The 20827-nt window shown below is 63.5% G+C and carries 22 protein-coding genes and 1 pseudogene; 11 read left to right on the forward strand and 12 right to left on the reverse strand.

Annotated features, from left to right (window positions below; genetic code table 11):
- Positions 1–116: 116 nt before the first annotated feature.
- The 5 genes and pseudogenes from P9220_RS15365 (at position 117) to P9220_RS15385 (ending at position 5994) form a co-directional block, all read left to right on the forward strand.
- A complete protein-coding gene (locus P9220_RS15365) occupies positions 117–1634 on the forward strand; it encodes an MFS transporter (protein WP_309766770.1) in 1518 nt (505 codons plus the stop codon).
- A 150-nt stretch (positions 1635–1784) separates the two neighbouring features.
- Positions 1785–3362 carry an aldehyde dehydrogenase (NADP(+)) gene (locus P9220_RS15370; protein ID WP_309765856.1) on the forward strand — a complete coding sequence of 526 codons (1578 nt, stop codon included), beginning with the start codon at positions 1785–1787 and terminating at the stop codon, positions 3360–3362.
- Positions 3363–3444: 82 nt separating this feature from the next.
- Positions 3445–3699, forward strand: a complete 255-nt coding sequence (locus tag P9220_RS15375; RefSeq protein WP_309765857.1) for a helix-turn-helix transcriptional regulator — start codon at positions 3445–3447, stop codon at positions 3697–3699.
- Positions 3693–5038 (forward strand): annotated as a pseudogene (locus tag P9220_RS15380) (type II toxin-antitoxin system HipA family toxin). The gene P9220_RS15375 and the pseudogene P9220_RS15380 overlap by 7 nt, the downstream one beginning before the upstream one ends.
- Positions 5039–5064: 26 nt before the next feature.
- Positions 5065–5994, forward strand: a complete 930-nt coding sequence (locus P9220_RS15385; RefSeq protein WP_309765858.1) for an SMP-30/gluconolactonase/LRE family protein — start codon at positions 5065–5067, stop codon at positions 5992–5994.
- 19 nt (positions 5995–6013) lie between these two features.
- Here the strand turns inward: P9220_RS15385 and P9220_RS15390 are convergent, their stop codons facing one another.
- The 4 genes from P9220_RS15390 to P9220_RS15405 form a co-directional block, all read right to left on the reverse strand.
- Positions 6014–7252, reverse strand: coding sequence for an MFS transporter (locus P9220_RS15390; protein WP_309765859.1), 1239 nt, complete (start codon positions 7250–7252; stop codon positions 6014–6016).
- Positions 7253–7440: 188 nt separating this feature from the next.
- Complete coding sequence (locus tag P9220_RS15395) at positions 7441–7866, reverse strand: GNAT family N-acetyltransferase (protein ID WP_309765860.1); 426 nt, start codon at positions 7864–7866, stop codon at positions 7441–7443.
- A gap of 17 nt (positions 7867–7883) precedes the next feature.
- Positions 7884–8525: a short chain dehydrogenase gene (locus P9220_RS15400; protein ID WP_404980256.1), complete on the reverse strand. Its 642-nt coding sequence runs from the start codon at positions 8523–8525 to the stop codon at positions 7884–7886.
- A 36-nt stretch (positions 8526–8561) separates the two neighbouring features.
- Positions 8562–9035 (reverse strand): hypothetical protein, encoded by a 474-nt coding sequence (locus tag P9220_RS15405; protein WP_309765862.1) that lies wholly within the window; start codon positions 9033–9035, stop codon positions 8562–8564.
- 172 nt (positions 9036–9207) lie between these two features.
- Here P9220_RS15405 and P9220_RS15410 point away from each other — a divergent pair, with 172 nt between their 5' ends.
- Positions 9208–9363, forward strand: coding sequence for a hypothetical protein (locus P9220_RS15410; protein ID WP_309765863.1), 156 nt, complete (start codon positions 9208–9210; stop codon positions 9361–9363).
- A 52-nt stretch (positions 9364–9415) separates the two neighbouring features.
- On the opposite strand, the gene P9220_RS15415 is transcribed toward P9220_RS15410, so the two are convergent.
- Positions 9416–10006 carry a DUF3005 domain-containing protein gene (locus P9220_RS15415; protein WP_309765864.1) on the reverse strand — a complete coding sequence of 197 codons (591 nt, stop codon included), beginning with the start codon at positions 10004–10006 and terminating at the stop codon, positions 9416–9418.
- A 259-nt stretch (positions 10007–10265) separates the two neighbouring features.
- Between P9220_RS15415 and P9220_RS15420 the strand changes: the two genes are divergently transcribed.
- Both P9220_RS15420 and epsC read left to right on the forward strand, forming a co-directional pair.
- Positions 10266–10499, forward strand: a complete 234-nt coding sequence (locus P9220_RS15420; protein WP_309765865.1) for a hypothetical protein — start codon at positions 10266–10268, stop codon at positions 10497–10499.
- A gap of 173 nt (positions 10500–10672) precedes the next feature.
- Complete coding sequence (epsC, locus tag P9220_RS15425; protein WP_309765866.1) at positions 10673–11665, forward strand: serine O-acetyltransferase EpsC; 993 nt, start codon at positions 10673–10675, stop codon at positions 11663–11665.
- A 52-nt stretch (positions 11666–11717) separates the two neighbouring features.
- Here the strand turns inward: epsC and folE are convergent, their stop codons facing one another.
- The 3 genes from folE to P9220_RS15440 all read right to left on the reverse strand — a co-directional run bounded on the left by folE (position 11718) and on the right by P9220_RS15440 (position 13384).
- Positions 11718–12368 carry a GTP cyclohydrolase I FolE gene (folE, locus tag P9220_RS15430; RefSeq protein WP_309765867.1) on the reverse strand — a complete coding sequence of 217 codons (651 nt, stop codon included), beginning with the start codon at positions 12366–12368 and terminating at the stop codon, positions 11718–11720.
- Positions 12369–12485: 117 nt separating this feature from the next.
- On the reverse strand, positions 12486–12938 hold the full coding sequence (locus P9220_RS15435; protein WP_309765868.1) for a VOC family protein: 453 nt from the start codon (positions 12936–12938) through the stop codon (positions 12486–12488).
- 23 nt (positions 12939–12961) lie between these two features.
- Entirely contained in the window at positions 12962–13384 is a 423-nt protein-coding gene (locus P9220_RS15440) for a nuclear transport factor 2 family protein (protein ID WP_309765869.1), read from the reverse strand.
- Between the two features lie 157 nt (positions 13385–13541).
- Between P9220_RS15440 and P9220_RS15445 the strand changes: the two genes are divergently transcribed.
- On the forward strand, positions 13542–14186 hold the full coding sequence (locus P9220_RS15445; protein WP_309765870.1) for a TetR/AcrR family transcriptional regulator: 645 nt from the start codon (positions 13542–13544) through the stop codon (positions 14184–14186).
- A 4-nt stretch (positions 14187–14190) separates the two neighbouring features.
- On the opposite strand, the gene P9220_RS15450 is transcribed toward P9220_RS15445, so the two are convergent.
- Positions 14191–15576 carry an MFS transporter gene (locus tag P9220_RS15450; RefSeq protein ID WP_309765871.1) on the reverse strand — a complete coding sequence of 462 codons (1386 nt, stop codon included), beginning with the start codon at positions 15574–15576 and terminating at the stop codon, positions 14191–14193.
- Positions 15577–15991: 415 nt separating this feature from the next.
- On the opposite strand from P9220_RS15450, the gene P9220_RS15455 reads away from it, so the two are divergent.
- Both P9220_RS15455 and P9220_RS15460 read left to right on the forward strand, forming a co-directional pair.
- Positions 15992–16945, forward strand: coding sequence for a 2-hydroxyacid dehydrogenase (locus P9220_RS15455; RefSeq protein WP_309765872.1), 954 nt, complete (start codon positions 15992–15994; stop codon positions 16943–16945).
- Between the two features lie 82 nt (positions 16946–17027).
- Positions 17028–17927: a LysR substrate-binding domain-containing protein gene (locus P9220_RS15460; protein ID WP_309765873.1), complete on the forward strand. Its 900-nt coding sequence runs from the start codon at positions 17028–17030 to the stop codon at positions 17925–17927.
- A gap of 11 nt (positions 17928–17938) precedes the next feature.
- Here P9220_RS15460 and P9220_RS15465 read toward each other — a convergent pair whose 3' ends face one another.
- The 3 genes from P9220_RS15465 to P9220_RS15475 all read right to left on the reverse strand — a co-directional run bounded on the left by P9220_RS15465 (position 17939) and on the right by P9220_RS15475 (position 20771).
- Positions 17939–19078 (reverse strand): aminotransferase, encoded by a 1140-nt coding sequence (locus P9220_RS15465; protein WP_309765874.1) that lies wholly within the window; start codon positions 19076–19078, stop codon positions 17939–17941.
- 14 nt (positions 19079–19092) lie between these two features.
- Positions 19093–20427 (reverse strand): glutamine synthetase family protein, encoded by a 1335-nt coding sequence (locus P9220_RS15470; RefSeq protein WP_309765875.1) that lies wholly within the window; start codon positions 20425–20427, stop codon positions 19093–19095.
- A gap of 149 nt (positions 20428–20576) precedes the next feature.
- On the reverse strand, positions 20577–20771 hold the full coding sequence (locus P9220_RS15475; RefSeq protein ID WP_309765877.1) for a hypothetical protein: 195 nt from the start codon (positions 20769–20771) through the stop codon (positions 20577–20579).
- Positions 20772–20827: the final 56 nt, after the last annotated feature.

Below are 20827 nucleotides of genomic sequence, written 5' to 3' on the forward strand. Positions count from 1 at the left end.
CGCCGTACAATCCGTGGTTCCACCGACTCAGCGCCCGCTTAACACGCCGCATGACCGACGACCGCACCACCGAACCCCAGCCGCACGCGCTTGCGTTCCGAACCGCCCTCTACGCGATGCTCGGCATCGGACTCGTCAACATGCTCGTCGCGCTGGACCAGACGGTGGTGAGCACGGCGCTGCCGTCGATCGTCGCGGAACTGCACGGCTTCGAGTATTACGCGTGGATTGCGAGCGCCTATCTGCTGGCGTCCGTCGTCACGGTGCCGGTGTTCGGGCGGCTCGGCGATTACTTTGGCCGCAAGCGGTTCGTCATCGCGGCGGTCGTGACCTTCACCGTCGCCTCGGTGCTGTGCGGGCTTGCGCCGAACATGCTGTTTCTGGCGTTGTCGCGGGGACTGCAGGGCGTAGGCGGCGGAATGATGGTCGGCACCGCGTTCGCCGCCATCCCCGATCTCTTCCCCGATCCGCGCACGCGGGTGCGATGGCAGGTCGTGCTCGCGGCGGCATACGGCATCGGCACGGCGGCGGGGCCGTCGCTCGGCGGATGGATGAGCCAGCACTGGGGCTGGCGCTCGACGTTCCTGATCAATCTGCCGGTCGGCGCGGCGGCGTTGTACTTCATCTGGTCGCATCTGCCGAATCTGCACCGGCCGCGCGAAGGCGGCGTGAAGATCGACTGGCTCGGCGCGGCGCTCGTCGCGCTCGTGCTCGGCGGCTTCCAGGCGCTGATCGAGTCCGTGCCGAAATCGGGACTCTCGACGGGCAACATCGCGCTCGGCTGCGCGGTGATCGCGGGCGCGGCGGCGCTGCTCGTCTGCGAGCGGCGCGCGACTCATCCGATCATTCCGCTCGATATCTTCCGCGATCCGCATCTGGTCACGCTGTTCACGCTCTCCTTCATGGCGGGCTTCGTGATGTTCTCGCTGATCTTCTTCGCGCCGCTGCTGCTGCAGGGCGGCTTCGGGCTCTCGCCCCAGGAAGCCGGCCTGCTCGCCACGCCGATCGCCGCGTGCATCGCGCTCGGCAGCTTCATCAATACCCGGATCGTGATCCATTTGCGCAAGCCGACGCAGATCCTGACCATCGGTTTCACGCTGCTCGTGCTGGCCTCGGTCGGGCTGTCGTTTGCGCGCGTGTCGACGCCGCATGTGTGGATCGAATTGCCGATGGCCGCGGTCGGCATCGGACTCGGCTTCGTGCTGAACAACATGAACGTGTTCGGGCAGGAGATCGCGGGGCGAGAGCGCTTCGGCATCACCACTGCGCTGCTGCAGTCGACCCGAATGGTCGGCGGCATGCTCGGCACGAGCATCGTCGGGACGATCGTCGCGCATCACTACGCGAACGTCGTCGAGCGCACGGTCAGCGTGCTGGGCGCGGCGGCATCGGCGCAATGGCAGCCGCGCTTCGTGGACCCGCGCATTCTCGTCGACGAAGCGTTGCGCGATACCTTGCTGCACGATCTGCGCTCGGCCGGGCTGGATGCCTCCGCGCTCTTCGACGCCGCCCGCGATGCGCTCGTGCAGGCGGTGCACATCGGCACGATGCTGACGGCAGTGGCCGCGCTGGTCGCGGTTTTGCTGGTGCGGCGGATCGGGCATATAACGTTTCGGAAGGTCGGGAAGGGGTGAACGGGGCCGTCAGGCGGTGACGGAACGCTTCTTACGGTCCCGTGTCCGTCTGCAGGGCGCGCACCGCTTTGGCACACGCAATGCGTCGCCCGCTCGCAGCATCCCTGCCGCCTGCTCAGCGGGCTGCATCACCAGCACGGAGGATTCACCATGATGATCACCGGAGAAATGCTGATCGGCGCGTCGGCCGTGCGGGGCGCCGACGCCACGCTCCGCGCGTTCGACCCCGCCCGCAACGTCGAGCTCGAACCTGTCTTCGGCGGTGGCGGCGCGGCGGAAGTCGACCGCGCGTGCGAACTTGCCGACGCCGCGTTAGATCCGTATCGGCACGCGCCGCTGGAGGCGCGCGCACAGTTTCTGGAAGCCATCGCGGACAACGTCATCGCACTGGGCGATGCGCTCATCGAGCGCGCTCAGGCGGAATCCGCGCTGCCGAAGGCGCGGCTCGAAGGCGAACGCGCCCGCACCGTCGCGCAGTTGCGGCTTTTTGCATCGCTCGTGCGGGAAGGGCGCTGGCTTTCGGCGACGCTCGATTCCGCGCAGCCGGATCGCAAGCCGCTGCCGCGTCCCGATCTGCGCTTGCAGAAGATTCCCGTCGGCCCGGTCGCCGTGTTCGGCGCGAGCAACTTTCCGCTGGCCTTTTCGGTCGCGGGCGGCGATACGGCGGCGGCGCTCGCGGCGGGCTGTCCGGTCGTCGTGAAATCGCATCTGGCGCATCTCGGCACATCGGAACTCGTGGGACGCGCGGTGCAGAAAGCAGTCGCCGACATCGGCCTGCCCGAAGGCGTGTTCTCGCTGGTCGTCGGCTCGGGCAATGCGATTGGCGAGGCGCTCGTCGCACATCCGGCGATCCGCGCGGTCGGCTTCACCGGCTCACGGCGCGGCGGTCTCGCGCTCGCGGATATCGCCGCGAAACGCCGCGAGCCGATTCCCGTTTTCGCCGAAATGAGCAGCGTGAATCCGATCTTCGCGCTGCCGGGCGCGCTCGCCACGCGCGGCGATGCGCTCGCCGCCGGCTATATCGATTCGGTTGCGCTCGGCGTCGGCCAGTTCTGCACGAATCCGGGGCTCGTGTTCGCGCTGGCGGATGCGAAACTCGACGATTTCGTCGACAACGCCACGGCCGCCCTTGAAAAAAAGGAAGCACAGACGATGCTCACGGCGGGCATCGCGGCGGCTTATGCGGATGGGATCGCGCATCGCGACGCGTCGGGCGCGCAGCGCGTCGCGACGGGCAAGGAAAGCGATGCGGCGAGCGGCGCGTTGCCGGCGCTGTATCGGGTGAGCGCGGAGCAGTTTCTCGCGACGCCGCAGCTCGCCGACGAAATCTTCGGCCCGACATCCGTGATCGTGGCGTGCGAGAGCGAGGACGAGATGATCGCGGTCGCGCGCACGCTCGAAGGCCAGTTGACCGCGACGCTGCTGATGGACAACGACGACATCGATCTGGCGCGGCGTTTAATGCCGGTGCTGGAACGCAAGGTCGGGCGGATCCTGGCGAACGGCTTTCCGACGGGCGTCGAGGTGGCGTACGCGATGGTGCACGGCGGCCCGTTCCCCGCGACGTCCGATGGGCGGTCGACATCGGTCGGCGCGATGGCGATCGAGCGGTTCCTGCGGCCCGTCTGTTACCAGGATTTGCCCGCGCCGCTGTTGCCGCAAGCGCTGGCGGACGACAACCCGCTGAACCTGTGGCGATTGAGGGATGGCGAACTGGGGCCGAACTGAGCCGGACGTATCTGCGGGAGAAGTATTTGACGTTTATTTGTGTCGCGAATAAAGTGCATTTATTCGTCACGCAGATACGCTCATGCAACAGGTCGTCGCAACGCCCGCTCAATTGGAAAAACTGCTCGCCGCCGGCCGGCGGCGCGCCGGTCTGACGCAGGCGCAGGCCGCATCGCGGCTCGGTATCAGCCAGAGCCGCGTTTCGACGCTGGAACGCAATCCCGGCGCGCTGACTCTCGATCAGTTACTCGCGATGCTCGGAGCATACGGATTACAACTCGTGGTGCAAGACCGGCCGGAACTGCCGCAAACGAGCCCGCCCGCCGAATCATGGTGACGGCTGGCCGAAAGTCGCATTCGCGGGCGTTGTCCGTCTGGGCGAATGGCGAGCGCATCGCAACCTGGCGCTTGCCGGCGCGCGGCGCGCCCGAACTTCAATATGACGCGGACTGGCTCACATCGCCGCAAGCGCGTCCGCTGTCCTTGTCGCTGCCGCTCCCGCTCGACGGCGCGCCACTGCGCGGCGGCGAAGTGCTCAATTATTTCGACAACCTGCTCCCCGACAGCGACGCGATCCGCCGCCGAATCGCGCAGCGCTTCAGCACCGACAGTGTCGACGCCTTCGATCTGTTGCGGGCGATCGGCCGCGACTGTGTCGGCGCGGTGCAGTTGCTGGGGGAAGACGAATCGCCCTTCGGCGTGGAAGCATCGAGGGAACGCCGCTCGATGATCACGAGATCGAAATGCTGCTCGACCAGACGGCCGGCGGCGGCCTGTCCGGCGCTCACGATGACGACGACTTTCGCATTTCGCTCGCCGGCGCGCAGGAGAAGACCGCACTGCTTCGCCACGGCGATCGATGGCTGAAGCCGCACGGCGCGACGCCGACCACGCATATCCTGAAGCTGCCGCTCGGGCTCGTCGGCAACCGGCGCGCGGACCTGACGACATCCATCGAGAACGAATGGCTGTGCATGGCGATACTCCGCGCATACGGCTTGCCGGTTGCGAACTGTCACATTGCCACTTTCGGGCAGCGCCGCGTGCTCGTCGTCGAACGCTTCGACCGGAGGCTGCATGCCGGCGGCGACTGGATCGTGCGGCTGCCGCAGGAAGACTTCTGCCAGGTCGCCGGCTTGCCGCCGCACAAAAAGTACGAGCACGATGGCGGGCCGGGCGTGCTGCAGCTCGCGCGCGTGTTGCAGCAATCGGTCGATGCGCGCGGCGACATCCGAACGCTGGTGACATCGCAGATTCTTTTCTCGCTGCTTGCCGCGCCGGACGGGCACGCCAAGAACTTCAGCATCCGCCTGCTCGCGGGCGGACAATACCGGCTCACGCCGCTTTACGACGTCATGTCGATCTGGCCTGTCGAAGGCGACGGCGCGAACCAGTGGTCATGGCACAAGGCCAAACTCGCGATGGCGATTCCGGGCAAGAGCCGGCACTATGCGTTCCGCGACATCCAGCGGCGGCACTTCAACGCGATGGCCGCGCGTTGCGGTTTCGCCGACGACGCGGAGCCGATCATCGAAAGCCTCATCGAACGGACACCCGGCGCGATCGAAGAAGTCGCCGCGAAATTGCCGGGCGATTTCCCGTCGCGCGTGGCGGAACGCATTTTCGACGGCTTGCGCCGATCCGCAGCCGCGCTTGCATCCATGTCTCGTGACTGACTTCACTTTCTGCAAAGGACCGCTTCATGCCTTCATCCGATCGCCGTTACCCCGACCCCGCCATTCGCGTGCTCGATCCGCGCTTCAACGCGCTGCGCATCGCTTCGGCTTCGGTCGAATGTCTCTATCAGGGCGCGCGCTGGTCGGAAGGGCCGGTCTGGTTCGGCGATGGCCGCTACGTGCTGTGGAGCGACATCCCGAACAATCGCATTCTGCGATGGGACGAGGAGAGCGGCCAGGTCGGCGTGTTTCGCAAGCCGTCCAACAACGCGAACGGGAACACACGCGATCGCGAGGGGCGGCTTGTGACTTGCGAACACCTGACGCGGCGCGTGACACGCACCGAATACGACGGCTCCATCACGGTGCTCGCGGATCGCTTCGACGGCAAGCCGCTCAATTCACCGAACGATGTTGTCGTGAAGTCGGACGGATCGATCTGGTTCAGCGACCCCGTGTTCGGCATCGACGGCTATTACGAGGGCGAGAAGCAGGAGGCGCAACTCAAGCCGTGCGTGTATCGCGTCGATGGCCGGAGCGGCGAGATCACGAAAATGATCGATGACTTCGCCGGCCCGAACGGACTCGCGTTCTCACCGGATGAATCTGTGCTGTACGTCGTCGACTCGCGCTCGACGCCGCGCAAGATATTCGCGTTCGACGTGCTGGACGGTGGCCGCGCGCTCGGCAAGCCGCGCCTTCTGATCGACGCCGGCCCCGGCACGCCCGATGGCTTTCGCGTCGATATTCACGGCAATCTGTGGTGCGGCTGGGGCATGGGCGACGCCGAGCTCGACGGCGTGCGCGTTTTCACGCCGCAAGGCGAGGCCATCGGCCATATCGATTTGCCGGAACGATGCGCGAACGTGTGCTTCGGCGGGCGGCATCGCAACCGGCTCTTCATGGCGGCGAGTCATGGCTTGTATTCGCTGTTCGTGAATACGCAGGGATGCTGAAGCAGCGTGACGCGCTGCCTCAGTCGAGGGACGGCTCGCACCGGCTCTCGGCCGAATGCGTCATGCCCGGACGGCCCAGCGCGGTCACGCGTTGCAAGGTCACGAGACCGAGCACGGCGAGGCCCGCGCCGAGCATGAAGTCGGTTTCCACGCCCGCGCGGTCGACGATCGCGCCGCCCACTGCGGAGCCCGTTGCGATCGCCACCTGAATGATGCTGACGAACATGGCCGATCCGGCCTCCGGATAGTCCGCCGTGCCGCGCTGAATCCACACGCTGAAGCACAGCGGCAACGCGCCGAACGCGACGCCCCAGATCAGCATGGCCGCCGTCTCGCCGATGTGCGAATGTCCGAGCAGCAGCATCGATACGATTGCGCCCAGCAGCAGCACGATCATCACGGCCACGGATTTCACGAGGTGCTTCGCGACCATCGCCGACATCAGCGCGTTCGAGAAGAAGCCGATGACGCCGAAGCCGAGCAGCAGCAACGTGATCGCGTTCAGCGAGAAGTCCTGTTCGAGCAATGGCGCAATGTACGTGTACGTCGAGAAGTGCGCGCCGAAAGCGAACGCGACCATCAACATGCTGAGCCGCGCATGCGGCCTTGCAAGCAGCGCCTTGAAGTCGTGAACGCGCAGGCCGGACGCGGACGGCAGCCGCGGCACGAGCAGCGCCTGCGCGATCAGTGCGACGGCGACGAGCCCCGCGGTCGCGGCGAACGAAAGCCGCCACGACGAGAACGAGGCGATGAAGATGCCGAGCGGCACGCCGATGACCGTCGCGAACGTCACGCCCGTCAGGATGATGGCCGTGGCCTTCGCCGCGTCCCTGCCTTGCACGAGGCGCGGAGCCGCGGCCGTCGCGAGCGTCCAGAAGCCGCCGAGCGCGGCGCCGAGCATCGCGCGCCCGACGAGCATCATCGCGAAGCCGGGGGCCATCGCGCACACCACGTTCGAAACGAAGAGGACGGCGGTGAGCAGCAGGAACACATATCGACGGTCCATGCGGCCCGCGCCGATGATGAGCGTCGGCGCGAAGATCGCGGCCATCACGCCGGGCGTCGTGACCATCAGCCCCGCGATGCCGGGACTCACGCCCAGGTCGTGCGCGATCTGCGGCAACAGGCCGACCGGCAGGAATTCCGCCGTCACGAACGCGAACGCGCTGACGGCGACCGCGAGCACGGCGAGCCACTGGCGGATCGTGGTGGAAAAGTCGTCCGATGCGCCGGAGACGGTGGGCGTGTCAAGTTGCATATCGATGGAAACCGGAAAGTGCCGGCAAGGCCGCGGCCTCGCTCGTCGACAGTCGAAAAGCTGGCGCACGGCGCGTTCAGACGAAACGGCCGGCGCGAAGAAGGACACACTGTAGAAGGACGGGCGGCCGGGAAAAAGGGCGGCGCGTCGAATTGAGAATCCGGAGGACGCGAACAATCGCGCGACGCTCAAGCGCGGCTGATCTTTTCCATGATTCTTTCCGGATGCCTCGGGGCCTCGAAGCCGAATCGCTCATAAACGCCGTGTGCATCCAGCGTGACCAGCATCATTCGCCTGAGCCCTTGCAGGGCGGGATGCGCCATGATGCATTCGATCATCCACGTACCGAGGCCCCCACGCTGATGCTCGGGGAGCACGAACACATCGGCGAGATAGGCGAACGTGGCGGTGTCGGTGATGACGCGCGCATAGCCGATCTGCCGTTCGCCCCTGAAAAGCCCGAACGCGAGCGAATGCCGGGCGGCGCGCTCCACCGTCTCGCGGGCGATGCCCGGCGACCAGTACGCCGCTTCGCTCAGATAACGGTGGACGACACCGAAATCGAATGTATCGACGTCGGTGCTCACGCGGTATTCGTCACGCGTCCATTGCATGGCAGCGCTTTGCATGTTCAGTGAACTTTATAAACGCGCCCCGTTTCCGCCCCTTCGACACTGCGGCTGTATGCAAGCGCCACGCGCGCACCGCTCGCCGCTTCGAACCCGCGAAAATACGGGCCGAACGTTTCCAGCGCCTCGGTCAGAACCGTCGGACTGACCCCGTTGATGCGCAGACCGCGCGGCATCTCGATTGCCGCGCCGCGCACGAAGCCTTCGATCGCACCGTTGACGGCCGCCGCGCTCGCGCCCTGCAGGATCGGCTCGGCGCCGACGATGCCGCTCGTCAGCGTGAACGAGCCGCCATCGTTCAGATAGTCGCGGGCTGTGAGGACGAGATTGACCTGGCCCATCAGCTTGTCGTCGAGGCCGACGCGAAACTGCGCGGGCGTCATTTTCACGAGTTCGCCGAAGTGGACATGCCCCGCCGTGGCGACGATCGCATCCACGCGGCGGATGCCGTCGAAGAGACGCCTGATGCTGTCGACATCGAGCAGATTAACGCGATGCGTCCCGCGCGTCGCGCCGATCTCGATGATGTCGTGACGCGCCTGCAATTCGGCGCAAACGGCCCGGCCAACCGTGCCGGTGGCGCCGATAACGGCAATTTTCATGTGCAGCCTCGCTATGCGTTGCGGTTGAGGATCGCCACGCATTGTGCACGCGCCGCTGCGCGAAGAAAAGCCAGGCGCTTATCGAGCCTTGCGCGACGGCATCGGCGAAAGCAGGTAGAGCGAGGCGGCGAGCCGGCATGCCAGCATCGCGCCGGACAGCACGGCGGCGCTGGGGAACACGTGCCATTGCATCGCGAGCGTCGGCGCGACGAGACCGACGGATGCGAAACCGAGCGCAACCGTCAGCCAGCGCGCCCACTGCAGCCTCGACGCGACGCAGACATAGAGCAGGCCGACCAGCACGCGCGAAACGATCGATGCCGCGACCGGATGGCTCGCCGCATCGCCGGGAAAACCCATCGCGAGGGAGAGCCCCAGTTCGGCCCACGAGAGGGCGTAAGCTGCGCCGAGACACGCGAGCGCGGTGCGAAACCGTTGCTCCGCCGACGTTCGTCCGGGCGCGGCGGCGCGCGTTTCCAGCGGCGCCTGCGCGGGAGTGCCGGCAGTTGCGGCAGGGGCGTTGTAATCGTCGTATGCCTGGCTCGTGCTCATGTTGGCCTTCCTCTTCTCGTTCGATTGACGCGGTCCGTCTTCCCGATTTGTTTGCAACTACCGCCAAGCGCAATCGGTGTGCCTGGACCGCGCCGTCTGGAACGAACGTTGCTGCATTGCGTTACGACACCAACGGCTCGCCACGCGCGAGCGCACGACAAAGGAGCCGACAATGAGCAACACCAAGGAACAGAATCCCACTTCCGAGCGCGATGAAGAGATCGTCGACAAGGCAGTGGAAGACACGTTTCCGGCGAGCGACCCGCCCGCGACCGGCGGCGTGACGCGCATCGAGTCCGACGAGGAAGGCGAGAAGAAGGACAAGTAAGCGCGTTTTGGCGGACAGGCTGCGCAACAACGCGCGGCCTGTCCGCACGCCGTCACGAACGCTCGATCTCGATGAGCCGCGATGGCCGCAAGTGGTTCATCGCATAGTGCTTGCGGCCGCGCAACGTGTGGCCGCGTGCATCGCGTGCCTCGAAGCGCTGCTGCGCCTCCACTTCCGGCAGCGCAGGCGTGACCATGCCGCGATCGATCATCCGATAGCCGCGCTCCAGCGCTAGCGCAAGACCATTGCGCGCGGGACGGCTGTCGAACCCGCCGAGGCCGTCGCCCGGTTCCGGGACGGTATTGACGAGCGTCGCATTCGATGAAATCACCGAGTCCGGCTCGCGTGCGCGCATTTCTGCTTCCCGTTTGGCATGAACGTTCTTGCCATCCGTATCGACGGTGTCGTCGAGCGTCTCGTCGTTGACCACATCGATGCCGCGCGGATGCCGCGGGTGCGCCTGATTCGGCGCGGATGTGTCCGCCATCGCGCCTGCGCCGGCATGCGCTTCGCGGCCGGCTTCGGCCTTTCTTGCGTCGTCCATGCTGACATGCACGGTCTCGGTCGCGGGCGTCTTGATCGGACTCCTGGCCGCACGATCGCTTTGCTTGCCTTGCGGTTCGTTAGCTTCAGCGTTGTTCACGATGACCTCCTGCGGTTCGCACGAGTGACGATGCGCCGCTGCAAGAGCCGTTCCGGCGTGCTGACGATGTAACCGGAGCCCTTGCGCAACGGGCGCTTCATCGACGCTAAAAATTTAGCGGATTTTTTTCGACACTCGGGGGTTTCACTACCAGTATTATTTGTAGCTTGTCCGCAGCAAAGCGCAATAGGCGCAATGACGCTGCCGGACTTCGGGCAACGCCATTCGAAAGAGCAGGGCACTTTAGGACGGGTGACTCATGCAACACGATGCAGCCTTTTCCCATCGAGGCTATCTTCTCAACTGCGCCCCCGCCCGGACGGCGGACGGAAGCTATCAACCGTATGTCGTCATCTCGCGTTCGAGCGATGGCGAACTCGTGGCGAACCGTTTCTTTCCCGCTGAACTGCGCTTTCGCAGCGAGGGCGACGCCATCGCGCATGCGCGGGACTGGGCCGTGCGCTGGATCGACGCGAGCAATGTCACGGTTTGAGCAAGCGGCGTCGAATCGACAGACTCACGTGTCGAAGCGCCAACTCCGGCCTGCATCGACGCAAGGCCAGTCGAAACCGGGTACGCTTGTGGTAATTCCGCCGCGCACGTCACGGCGGCCGTTTCCATTTCATCGCTGTCGATATGCAGAACACGCCTTCGCTCAGGACTTCAATGCCACGCGAGATCGCGCCTGACTCCCTCAACGACGCGCCGCTTCACGATTCGCGCGAGTGGGGCTTGTCGCGCATCGTCGCGGAACTGCGTGAGTCGCGCGAGGAGTTGCATCGCACGCGGCATCCGCTCGGCATTCGCGAGTTGCCGTCGCGCGACGCCATTGTGAAGATCGTCAACGGTCTGCGTTCCGCGCTCTTTCCGACACATTACGGCGCGCCGGATTTGACCGACGAAAGCGTCGATTACTACGTCGGTCAGACGCTGGAAAACACGCTGCGCCTGCTGCACGAGCAGATTCGCCGCGCATTGCGCTTCCTGCCCGAGCATCGCGATACCAACGATGCCGAGCTGAACACTTATGCTTTCGGCATCGCGCGCGAATTCGGCGCGCAATTGCCGGCTATCCGCGCGCTGCTCGTCTCGGATATCAAGGCCGCTTTCACCGGCGACCCCGCCGCGCAGCACATCACCGAGATTCTGCTGTGCTATCCGGGCGTATGGGCGATGACGCATCATCGTCTCGCGCACGCGCTGCATGAGCTCGGCGTGCCGCTGCTCGCGCGCTTCATCAACGAGATCGCGCATTCGCTGACGGGCATCGACATTCACCCCGGTGCGACGATCGGTCCGAGCTTTTTCATCGACCACGGCACGGGCGTGGTGATCGGCGAGACGGCGGTCATCGGCGAGCGGGTGCGCGTTTATCAGGCGGTCACGCTCGGGGCAAAGAGCTTTCCATCGGGCAATGACGGCGTGCTCGTGAAGGGCAACGCGCGGCATCCGATCGTCGAGGACGATGTCGTGATCTATGCAGGCGCGACCATTCTTGGCCGCGTCACCATCGGCAAGGGCTCGGTGATCGGCGGCAACGTGTGGCTCACGCATAGCGTTCCGCCGGGCAGCAACGTGTCGCAAGGCAAGGTGCGCGAAGGCGCGGGAGCGGATGCGCCGCGCAACGGCATCGGCAGCGACAACGGTCACGGCGCATAAACGACGAAAGGGCCGCGAAGGCCCTTTCTCTTGCCTGCCGCGAATTGCCGCTTCAGGTATTGGTCACGCTGAACGCGCTCGATTGTCCGACGATCGCAAGAAACTCGCGCCGCGTGGAAGGATCGTCGCGGAACGATCCCAGCATGCGCGACGTCACCATCGCCACGCCCGCCTTGTGCACGCCGCGTGTCGACATGCACTGATGCGCAGCTTCCAGAATGACGCCGACGCCGAGCGGTTGCAGCACCTCGTCGAGCGTATCCGCGATTTGCGCGGTCATCTTCTCCTGAATCTGCAGGCGCTTCGCGAAAGCGTCGACAAGGCGCGCGAGCTTCGAGATGCCGACCACACGCTTGTTAGGCAGATAAGCGACATGCGCCCGTCCGATGATCGGCACCATGTGATGCTCGCAATAGCTCTCGAAGCGAATGTCCTTCAGCACGATCATTTCGTCATAACCCTGCACTTCGGAGAAGGTGCGGGCCAGGATGTCGTGCGGATTCTCCGCGTAGCCCGCGAAGAACTCTTCGTAGGAACGCACGACGCGCGCAGGCGTGTCCAGCAGGCCTTCGCGGCGGGGATCGTCGCCGGCCCAGCGCAATAGCACGCGCACCGCTGCTTCGGCTTCCTCGCGCGTCGGACGATCGGCTGAATCAGCGGGCATGTCCGAGCCGGTTAGATGATTTTTGCGCGGGCTGCTCATTGAAAACTCCTTCTGTTCGGTTTTGCGGATAGCGCCGTATATTGTTCCACGTTTTATAAGGCCTATACGCGTGTCCGGTCTTTAGGGCTTTCCATGGGCCGCCCGCGCGGGCGGCGATTACGCCGGGTTGCTCTCGACGCCGCCGAGCACCATCCACGACACGCCGAACTTGTCCTGCACCATGCCGAAGCGCTTGGCGAAGAACGTCTGGGTCATCGGCATCTGCACCTGGCCGCCGTCGCCGAGGGCGCTGAAGAACTTCTCGGCCTGCTGCTCGTCGCTGGCCGTCAGCGAGAGCGACACGCCCTTGAATTCGGGCTTGCCGCTGCACATGCCGTCCGACGCCATCAACATGGAATCGCCGATGGTGAACGCGGTGTGCATGACCTTGTCTTCCGAACCTGCCGGCATGCTGCAGCCGCTGGCCGCTTCGCTGCCGCCGTCTTTCGACGCGTCGGGATTGTCCCGGAAGCGCATCATCATCAGCACTTGCGCGCCGAGCTGTTCGCGATAGAACGTGACCGCTTCTTCACAACGGCCTTCGAAAAACAAATAGGGCTGAACTTGCATGTCTGCTCCTTGAAATGCGACTGTCAGGACTTCTCGTCCGGGTCCATGTCCATCATCAGCGGCACCGAGGCGTGTTCGTGCACCACGCGCCAGTCGCCGTCTATTCTTCTGAAACATACGGTGGCGCGAACGATGTCATCGCGCCCGCCCGCCGCCACGTGATTGAGCGAGTGCAGGAACGCGATGTCACCGCTTGCCGCGACATGCATCTCCCTGAACTCGAACGTGAACGGGCCGGCGATGCTGTCGAACCAGCGTTGCCAGTTCTCGCGATAGCGCTCCACACCCTGCATGGACGCGGGCGGTACGACATCGAACACGACGGCGTCCGCCGCGTAATGCGCGACGAGCGCAGACGCGTCTTTTGCCAGCACCGCTTGCCGCCACGCTTCTGCAATCTCGCGAATGCGCGCTTCGTCATTCATACGGTCGTTCGGAACGGACATGATGCCTCCACGCGTGACGGTATTCATACGATGCGCGCCTGCCGTGACAGAACGGCTAGGGCCTGAGCGAAATTATTCTTCGCTTGTGTACACCGTCCACAAAAACTAGCAGAGATAATGGACGCTGTCCACATACGCCATCGCCCTTAGAAGCAAAATGACAATACCGAACGCGAAGAAAGCGCGAAGCACTTACAGACATGGCGACTTGCGGCGTGCATTGATCGACGCCGGGATAGAGCTTGCGCGTGAAGGCGGGCCGGATGCAATCGTGCTGCGCGAAGCGACGCGCCGTGCGGGCGTCGTGCCTAACGCGGCATATCGGCATTTCGAGAGCAGGCAGGCGTTGCTGTCGGCGGTGCGCTCGGCGGCGCTGTCGTCGGTGGCCGCGGCGATGGAAGATGAACTTGCCGCGCGCCCGAGGAAGCGTCGCCGCACCGATGCCGCGCGCGCGGGCCTGCGCGCCATCGGTGCGGGTTATCTGCGGTTCGCGCAGGAAGAGACGGGATTGTTTCGCACGGCGTTTGCCGCGCCGCAAGCGGAGTGGGCCGAGCACGATGCGCCTTATGGCGCAGGGCCGAGCGGTCTCGATCCCTTCCAGCTATTGAGCCGCGCGCTGGACGAGATGGTGGAGGCGGGCGCGCTGGAAGCGCGTCGGCGCAGGCAGGCGGAATATCTGGCGTGGAGCGCGGTGCATGGGTTCGCGCTGCTATTGATCGAAGGCCCGCTGCAAGGGCTCGGCCCCGAACAGGTCGAGCCGCTTGCAACGCGTCTTCTTGCGATGGTCGAGCAAGGCTTATGACCGCTTAACCCTTCTTTTGCGCATTGACGCTCGCCACCGGTTCAACGATGCTCAGGAGCAGCAGAAGACAGAGCAGGGATGTGCCGAACATGTAGAGGAACACGCTCGTCCAGCTATACCGATCCAGCAGCAGCCCGACCGCCAGCGGCGCGCATGCGCCACCGATCTGCCCGAGCGAATTGACGATGCCGAATGCCGTCGGATACGTGGCTTTCGTCGCCAGGCCCATCGGATAGGCGGAATATCCCGCGAAGCCGATGCCGAGCATGAGGCCGGACATGATCAGCGCCGCGCCCAGATAAGCGACGCTATCGGGTGCATCGATCAGCGCGAACATCATGATCATCGTGCCGAGCGCGCCGAGCATCATCATCGGCTTGCGGCGGCCGCCAAGCAGACGGTCCGAGATCACGCCGCCGAGCATGTTGCCCGCTACCGCGCCGATGAAAGGCGCCGACGCGAGGAAGCCCATCTTGACCGAAGCGAAGCCTTTCACGGTCACGAGATAAGTCGGGATCCACGAGATGAAGATATTGCTGATGCCGATCATGCAGCCATAGCCCAACGCTACGCCAAAGACATTCCATGAGCGGAACACCTGGCGAATGGTCTCGAGCGGAGCGACGCGCTTCGTGCGATTGATGGCGTCGAGCCAGGGCATCGGTTCGAGATGGCCGCGGCTCGCGGCTTTGACTTCGCTCTTGCCGGAGGGCGCTTCATCGAGGATATAGCGGCGTTCGGCGGGCGAACAGAAGCGGTTCTCAGTCGGCGAATTCGTCACGAGCGCCATCCACACGAACGCGAGCACGATACCCGGCACCGCGAACACATAGAAGATTTCGCGCCATCCCCAAAGCTGGATCACGATGATGCACACCGGCGGCACGATCAGCGGCCCGAGCTTCGACGCTGCGATCCAGAGGCCGGTTGCCGTGCCTTTTTCCTTAGCCGGGAACCAGCGATTGATGATGTTCGTGCAGCCGATGCCGAGCGGTCCTTCGGACAAACCCAGTCCGACGCGATACGCCTGCAGCAGAAACACCGACGATGTGGTGCCCATCAGCCCGGTGAACACCGATGTCAGGATCATGAACACCGCAAACAGAAAGCCCGTGGTCTTCTCGCTAAGCCGCTTGTAAAGCAGACCGACGGGAATCTGCACGAAGCCATAAGCAAACGAAAAGAGGCTGACGATCAGGCCGGCCTCGGTATTCGTGATGTGGTATTCCTTCTTGAGATAGGGAAGTGCAATGCCGAAATTCGCACGGTCCGCGCAAGCGATGGCCCAAATGCAGAAGATCAGGCCCATCACGATCCATCGATGACCCGTGCGCTTGCCCGCAATGGGCTCGGCCTGCACGGACGAGACAACGCCTTCAGCGTTATTCATGTGACTTCCTCCGGTTCATTCGACGCGAGGAGAACATCGCGCATGACATGAGCGCGCGTTCTTGCGAGGGGACGTGCTTTAGCAAGCAGGGCCGCTAGGGCGTGCGAATGCGGGGGAGTGCAACGGAAGTGGGAATGTGAGGCTCGATTTCACGCTGATGTCTCCGATCAGATTCAAGGCTTTTTTAGTGTTCTTGCTGCCGATGAACCGATTCTCGCGGCGGACCTGATCGCCCGTCCAATCTTTTATTGCTATTACCTGATTCCCGTATTGAATCGATAGGCCGCGCGCCGTGCGGCGCATCGAATCGTGGATCAATTGATAGCGATTTGGGATTGGACGCGCACCGGAAAAGACGACATGATCCGTCGCAATCCACCGCCAGCGGCGAACGTGACCACACGGAGACATCATCTTGAAGCCCAGCATCTTGCAACTGAATCCCATCCTCGTGCCCGCGATCAACGACACCTTGAACGCGCTTTATACGATGCATCGCCTCTTCGAGCAGGACGACAAGGAAGCGTATATCCGCGAGCATGGCGCATCGATAAGAGGCGTCATTACAGGCGGACATACGGGCATCTCGAACGACCTCATTACGAAGCTGCCCGCACTCGAAGTGATCGCGGTGAATGGCGTGGGCACGGATGCCGTCGATCTGGAATTCGCGCGCTCGCGCGGCATTCCGGTGACGGCCACCTTCGGCGCGTTGACCGAGGATGTCGCGGATCTGGCCATCGGCCTGATCATCACGGTGCTGCGCGAGATCTGCCCCGGCAACGACTTCGTCAAGGCCGGCAAGTGGCCATCGAATCCGAGCCCCGCTGCCATTCCGCTATCGCGTCGCTTTAGCGGCAAGCGCGTGGGCATCGTGGGACTGGGAAAGGTTGGCCGCGCGATTGCGCAACGCGCATCGGCGTTTGGCTGTCCCATCGCTTATACGGATATTCGCCGCATGGACGATGTCGAGCATCGCTTCGTGCCCGATCTGCTTTCGCTTGCGCGTGAAAGCGACATTCTCGTGCTGGCCGCCGCTGCGGACAAGGCGAAAGGCATCGTGAATGCAGCCGTGCTCGATGCGCTCGGCAAGGACGGCTATCTGATCAACGTTGCACGCGGCAAGCTGGTGGCCGAGCAGGATCTCGTCGATGCGCTCAAGGGCGGCGTGATTGCAGGCGCGGGTCTCGATGTGTTCGTCGATGAGCCCAATGTGCCGTCCGAATTGTTCGGCATGGATCGCGTGGTCCTGCAGGCGCATCGCGCGAGCGCGACCGTGGAGTCGCGCACGGCGATGGGCGAGATGGTGCTCGCCAGCATCGCGCAGGCGCTTGCAGGCGAGCGTCCTGAAGGCAGCCTCACGACCTGATTCGCGCAGCGGCGCGGCGCGTCGGAAAGCGCACCTATAATGGTCGGCTATACCGTCACCCGCGCCGATATCGCCGATCACGATGCTCGACCTTGGACAAGTACGTTGCTTCGTCGCGGCCGCGACGGAGCTCAACTTCAGGCGCGCCGCCGCATTGCTCAACATGACGCAGCCGCCGCTCAGCAGGCAGATTCATCTGCTCGAGGAAAACCTCGGCGTCAAGCTGTTCGAGCGCATCGGACGCGCCGTCAAGCTGACCACCGAAGGCCATGTTTTTCTTGCCGATGCAACGCGCTTGCTCAATCTCTCGGAGCAAGCGGAAAGCGCGGTGCGTCGGGCAAGCAAGGGAAAGACGGGGCGCGTGCGAATCGGCTTTACGGGCGCGGCGGGCTATGAACTGATTCCGGAATTGCTGGTTGCGGCGCGGCGCGAACTCCCGGACATCGATGTCGTGTTGCTCGAACTCATTTCGGTCGCGCAGATCGAGGCTTTTGCCGCCAATGCAATCGACCTCGGATTTCTTAGGCCGTTGCCGTCGCGTCAGAAGCTCGAATTTCAGCTCGTGGACAGAGAGCCGTTGATCGTCGCGCTGCCAGCGGGTCATGCGTTATGCGACAACGAACAGATCGCGCTCAGGCAACTCGATCATCAACCGTTCATCATGCATTCGCCGACGCACGGAAAATACTTCTACGACCGCATCATGGGCATGCTTGCAGCGGAAGAAGTGAACCCGCTTTTCACGCAATATATCGATCAAACACCGACCATTCTGTCGCTGGTTCGCGCCGGGCTAGGTCTCGGTATCCTGCCGGCATCGGCACAACGCTTCCATTACGACAACGTCGAGTTCCGCCTGATTGCAAACAACAGCGTACAGGCGGAAATGAGCATGGCGTGGCGCGTCGATCAGGACAATCCCGCCGTCACCGCGTTCAGGCTGATGGCGGCGGACCACTTCGCCAGCAAGACGCAAAGCTGATCACCTGATATTCAGCGCTTTTGCCGTCGCATCGATCGCTGCTTTCGCCCGAGCGACGATCTCTCGCGCAACTGCTTCTGGAAATACGGTCCCGCGTCGTTCTTGACGCGTGCGACGATGCCTTCATCGCGCAATAGCTTGAGATTCGCAACCGCCACGGCCGCCGCGACCGGATGCCCTGAGTAAGTGAAGCCGTGATTGAACTCTCCGCCTTCGACGATGACATTCGCGATGCGGTCCGATAATCCGACGGCGCCCATCGGGATATAGCCGCTCGTCAGACCCTTCGCCATGGTGATGACATCGGGCTCGAATCCGAAGTGCCGATGCGCAAACCATTCACCGGTGCGTCCGAAGCCGCCGATCACTTCATCGGCGATGAAGAGAACGTCATGCTTGCGGCAGATGCGCTCGATTTCCGGCCAATAGGTCGATGACGGAAAGATCACGCCGCCCGCGCCCTGGAACGGCTCACCGATGAACGCAGCAACATTGTCCGCGCCGAGTTCGACGATCTTCGCTTCGAGCTGGCTCGCACGTTCGGCTCCGAAGGCATCGGCATCCATCTCGCCGCCTTCTCCGAACCAGTACGGCTGATCGATATGCGCGACGTGCTCCATCTTCGACGGCATCTGCTCATGCACATAAGCCATGCCGCCAAGCGTTGCGCCTGCAATCGTCGAGCCGTGATACGCGTTGCGCCGTGCAATCACGTAACGCTTGTGCGGCTTGCCTTGCAAAGCCCAGTATCGATGCACCGCGCGCAGTGCCGTATCGTTCGCCTCGGAGCCGCTGTTGCAGTAGAGAAAGCGATTGAAGCAAGCCGGGGCCAGCTGCGCGAGCATGTCCGACAGCTCGACCACCGGCGGATGCGTCGTCCTGAAGAACGTGTTGTAGTAGGGCAATGCCTGCATCTGCTCGCTCGCTGCATCGAGCAGTTCGCGTCGTCCATAGCCGACGTTGACGCACCACAGCCCCGCCATGCCATCGATGATGCGCGTGCCATCCGAGTCCCAGAGATAAACGCCATCCGCTTTCACGATGACGCGGCTGCCCGCGCCATTGAGTTCCGCCGTATCCGAGAACGGATGAATGTGATGCGCGGCATCGAGTGCGCGATAGCGCGCCGTCGAGTCGATACGATCGTTCATGTTGGCCTCCGCTCTCAGACGTGCAGCAACAAGTGCTTGCGTTCCCATGAACTGATGACACGGAAGAACGCTTCGTATTCGGTTTCCTTCAACGCCAGATAGGCGCGCACGAATTTATCGCCGAGCATGTCCGCCAACGGCTCGCAAGCGCCCATCAGGCTCAGGCCTTCGTCGAGATTGCGCGGCAGTTGAAAGGGCAGGCGATAGCCGTCGCTCGCGAGCGGCGCAGTCGGTTCGAGATGTTGCGTCATGCCGAGATAGCCCGCTGCCAGCGTTGCGGCAATCGCGAGATAAGGATTGCAATCCACGCCCGGTATGCGGTTCTCTATGCGCCGGGCTTCCGGCGAAGCATGCGGCACCCGGAAGCCGACCGTGCGATTGTCGTAACCCCATTGCACGTTGATCGGCGCTGCCATGAAGCGCGAGAGCCTGCGATAAGAATTGATATACGGGGCAAAGACAGGCATGAGTGCAGGCGTGTATTTCTGCAGTCCGGCGATATAGCTATAGAAGAGGCCAGTAGCTTCGCCATCGCGCCCGGTGAAGAGATTGCGCCCCGTCTCTTCATCGACGATGCTTTGATGCACGTGCATGGCCGAGCCCGGTTCGTTCTCCATCGGCTTGGCCATGAAGGTTGCATACATCTTGTGGCGCAACGCCGCTTCACGCACCGTGCGTTTGAAGAGAAACACACGGTCTGCAAGATCGAGCGCATCGCCGTGCAGAAAATTGATTTCCATTTGCGCTGCGCCGACTTCGTGAATCAGCGTCTCGACTTCCAGTTCCTGCACCTCGCAATACTCATAGATGTCTTCGAATAGCGGATCGAACTCGTTGACCGCATCGATCGAGTACGCCTGCCGGCCCGTTTCCGCGCGCCCCGTGCGGCCGACGGGCGGCTGCAGCGGAAGGTCGGGATCGCGATTCACATCGACAAGAAAGAATTCGAGCTCCGGCGCAACGACGGGCCGCCAGCCTTTGACCTCGAACTTCTGAAGCACTTGCCGTAACACGCGACGCGGCGAAATGGCGACCGGCGTGCCGTCGAAATGCACGCAGTCGTGAATCACCTGAGCAGTGGGATCGGCGGCCCACGGAATGAGGCGAATCGTCGTGGCATCCGGCACGCAGACCATGTCGGGATCGGTGAGGCCGGTAAAGCTCGCGTCGTCGGGATAGTCGCCGGTGACGGTCTGAATCATCACCGCTTGCGGCAGGCGCATGAATTCGCCCGATTCGAACTTGCTGCGCGGAATGATCTTGCCGCGCGCGGTGCCCGCCATGTCCGGAATGATCGCTTCAATTTCGGTGATGCGATGCTTGCGCAGGAATTCGTCTATACGTTCCATTTTCATTCTCTCTTTCCAATGCGTTTTCATTGGGCGCACTAAGCCCCGGCCTTGACGAAGCAACGGGCCGCGAAGCGTGCAGACGCGTTCGAGCCGCGCGATGGTTCGCGCGCCCGGCGGTCGTTTAAGGAAAAGCGGAGAAAGAGGCGCTACGGCAGCAGTGAAGCCACGCCGACGCAATGCACGGCGATGAACGCGCGCGTCGCGATGGCATTGCGTCGCCGCACCGAACGGCGCGACAGGGTGGTGATGACCGACATGAAGCGGCAATCGGGATTGATGCCGCAGCGATCGGTAAAGGAGCGGCTTGCGCTCGTCTTAACCAGAGGGCTTTGGACTCTCACGATAATGCTCGTTTGGCGAGATTGGACTGCTTGGGGGATGTCGGCCAAGGCCGGCC

Origin of the sequence: Caballeronia sp. LZ016 (genome assembly GCF_031450805.1) — a bacterium.
Taxonomy (GTDB): domain Bacteria; phylum Pseudomonadota; class Gammaproteobacteria; order Burkholderiales; family Burkholderiaceae; genus Caballeronia.